We start from the raw sequence: 3,056 nt of genomic DNA on the forward strand, positions 1-3,056 counted from the left end.
CCGCCCCCCCCGCCGTACGGACCACCGCGGCCGGCCGGGTCTCCACCGCCGCGCTCCCGATCGGCCAGGTCGACGTCCGTACCGCCACCGCGCGCTCCACGGGCGTGGCCGAGCTGGACCGCGTGCTCGGCGGCGGTCTCGTCCCCGGTGCCGTCGTGCTGGTCGCGGGCGAGCCGGGCGTCGGCAAGTCCACGCTGCTGCTCGATGTCGCGGCGAAGGCGGCCAGTGAGGACCACCGCACGCTCTATGTGACGGGCGAGGAGTCCGCCAGCCAGGTCCGGCTGCGCGCGGACCGGATCAAGGCCATCCACGACCATCTCTATCTCGCCGCCGAGACCGATCTCTCCGCCGTTCTCGGCCATCTCGACGCGGTCAAGCCGTCCCTGCTGATCCTGGACTCCGTACAGACCGTGGCCTCGCCCGAGATCGATGGCGCGCCCGGCGGGATGGCCCAGGTCAGAGAGGTCGCGGGCGCGCTCATCCGGGCCTCCAAGGAGCGCGGTATGGCCACCCTGCTCGTGGGCCATGTCACCAAGGACGGCGCGATCGCCGGGCCGAGGCTGCTCGAACATCTCGTGGATGTGGTGCTGTCCTTCGAGGGCGACCGGCACGCCCGGCTGCGGCTCGTGCGCGGTATCAAGAACCGCTACGGGGCCACCGACGAGGTCGGCTGCTTCGAGCTGCACGACGAGGGCATCACCGGTCTCACGGATCCGTCGGGCCTCTTCCTCACCCGGCGTGACGAGCCCGTGCCGGGCACCTGCCTCACCGTCACGCTCGAAGGCCGCCGTCCGCTCGTCGCCGAGGTGCAGGCGCTCACGGTCGACTCGCAGATCCCTTCGCCCCGGCGCACCACCTCCGGTCTGGAGACCTCCCGGGTCTCGATGATGCTCGCCGTGCTGGAGCAGCGCGGCCGGATCAGCGCGCTGGGCAAGCGGGACATCTACAGCGCCACGGTCGGCGGCGTGAAGCTCTCCGAGCCCGCCGCGGATCTGGCGATCGCTCTCGCGCTGGCCTCCGCGGCCAGCGACACCCCGCTGCCGAAGAACCTGGTCGCGATCGGCGAAGTGGGCCTCGCGGGCGAGGTCAGACGGGTCACGGGCGTCCAGCGCAGACTGGCGGAGGCCCATCGGCTCGGCTTCACCCAGGCCCTCGTTCCGACCGATCCAGGGAAGATCCCTGCCGGTATGAAGGTCACAGAAGTCGCCGACATGGGTGATGCTCTCAGGGTGCTGCCGCGCCGGGGTCGCGCGGAGGCCCCACGGGAGGACAACGCTCGCCGGTAGACTTTGCCCTGGTCTCGCCCATCCGTACGAGCCGGAGGAGTGCAGTGGCAGCCAACGACCGGGCATCAGCGCCCGGAAAGTCCGGCGCGGGCTCCGGCAACGAAGCGCTGATGCGCGCCTCCCTGAGCGCGGTCGCGCCGGGCACGGCCCTGCGCGACGGGCTGGAGCGGATCCTGCGCGGAAACACCGGCGGTCTCATCGTCCTGGGCATGGACAAGACCGTCGAATCGATGTGTACGGGCGGGTTCGTGCTGGACGTGGAGTTCACCGCGACCCGGCTGCGCGAGCTGTGCAAGCTCGACGGCGCGCTCATCCTCGACAAGGACATCACCAAGATTCTGCGGGCCGGCGTCCAGTTGGTCCCCGAGTCCTCCATCCCCACGGAGGAGACCGGCACCCGGCACCGCACCGCGGACCGGGTGTCCAAGCAGTGCGGCTTCCCGGTCGTCTCCGTGTCCCAGTCGATGCGGCTGATCGCGCTGTATGTGAACGGCGAGCGCCGGGTCCTGGAGGAGTCCGCGGCGATCCTGTCCCGGGCGAACCAGGCGCTGGCGACCCTGGAGCGGTACAAGCTCCGTCTTGACGAGGTGGCGGGCACGCTCTCCGCCCTGGAGATCGAGGACCTGGTGACGGTCCGGGACGTGACGGCGGTGGCACAGCGGCTGGAGATGGTGCGCCGGATCGCCACGGAGATCGCCGAGTATGTGGTGGAGCTGGGCACCGACGGCCGGCTTCTCTCCCTCCAGCTGGACGAGTTGATCGCGGGCGTGGAGCCGGAGCGGGATCTGGTCGCGCGTGACTATGTGCCCGAGCCGACCGCGAAGCGGGCCCGTACGGTCGACGAGGCGCTCGGCGAGCTGGACTCGCTGAGCCACTCGGAGCTGCTGGAACTGCCCACCGTGGCAAGGGCGCTGGGCTACAGCGGAGCGCCGGAGACGCTCGACTCCGCGGTCTCGCCGCGTGGTTACCGGCTGCTGGCCAAGGTGCCGCGGCTGCCCGGTGCCATCATCGAGCGGCTGGTCGAGCACTTCGGCGGGCTCCAGAAGCTGCTGGCGGCGAGCGTGGGCGATCTCCAGACGGTGGACGGCGTCGGCGAGGCGCGGGCGCGCAGCGTCCGCGAGGGCCTGTCGCGGCTCGCGGAGTCCTCGATCCTGGAGCGGTACGTCTGATCCCGTACGAGGAGCGCCCGTACGTGCGGGAACGGGAGCGGCAACGACAACGCCCCGGCCGATGAGGCCGGGGCGTTCGCTGTCTGTGCCGGGATCCGCTAGCGCCTGCTCAGTCCTGCTCAGTCCTTCTCCAGACGGATGGACTGCTGGCCCTGCTTCACCACGGCCCGCGTTGTCGCGGCCTCGACCAGATACGTTCCGGGACCGACGGCCCCTGCGGGCGGCGTGGCGCACTGCGGTGCGCTCTGCCGACGGTCCCACTGCACGGTACGCGTGACGGTCTGTCCCGCCGGGACCTCGAAGTACAGCGCGCCGGCCTGCGGGCAGTCGGCGGAGGACCAGACCTCTTCGTCCTCCGCGTTGGTGACCGTCAGCACCATCGACTTCGGCCCGAAGTCCGCCTTGCAGGTGGTACTTGAGGTGTTCTTGACGGCCAGACGGAACGCGGGCTTCTCGCCCGGGTCGTAGGCGACCTTGGTGGTGGCGAGCGCCAGCGCAAGGGAGTTGGGAGCGCAGTCCGGGAGCCCGGAGCCCGCGCCGACCGCCCGGCCCGAGGTGGTGCTGCCGTCGCCGGTGCCCGTACCTCCGCCGCCCGTACCGC

At 71.2% G+C, this 3,056-nt stretch carries 2 protein-coding genes and 1 pseudogene; 2 read left to right on the forward strand and 1 reads right to left on the reverse strand.

Annotated features, from left to right (window positions below):
- The coding region (gene radA, locus GA0115259_RS19720; protein WP_107469225.1) for a DNA repair protein RadA at positions 1-1,286 on the forward strand (1,286 nt) is incomplete at its 5' end.
- Between the two features lie 44 nt (positions 1,287-1,330).
- Positions 1,331-2,455 (forward strand): DNA integrity scanning diadenylate cyclase DisA, encoded by a 1,125-nt coding sequence (gene disA / locus GA0115259_RS19725; RefSeq protein WP_093598779.1) that lies wholly within the window; start codon positions 1,331-1,333, stop codon positions 2,453-2,455.
- A gap of 119 nt (positions 2,456-2,574) precedes the next feature.
- Here the strand turns inward: disA and GA0115259_RS40415 are convergent.
- A pseudogene (locus GA0115259_RS40415) lies at positions 2,575-3,056 on the reverse strand (hypothetical protein); the annotation flags it as partial.

Source organism: Streptomyces sp. MnatMP-M17, assembly GCF_900091995.1.
Lineage (GTDB): Bacteria > Actinomycetota > Actinomycetes > Streptomycetales > Streptomycetaceae > Streptomyces.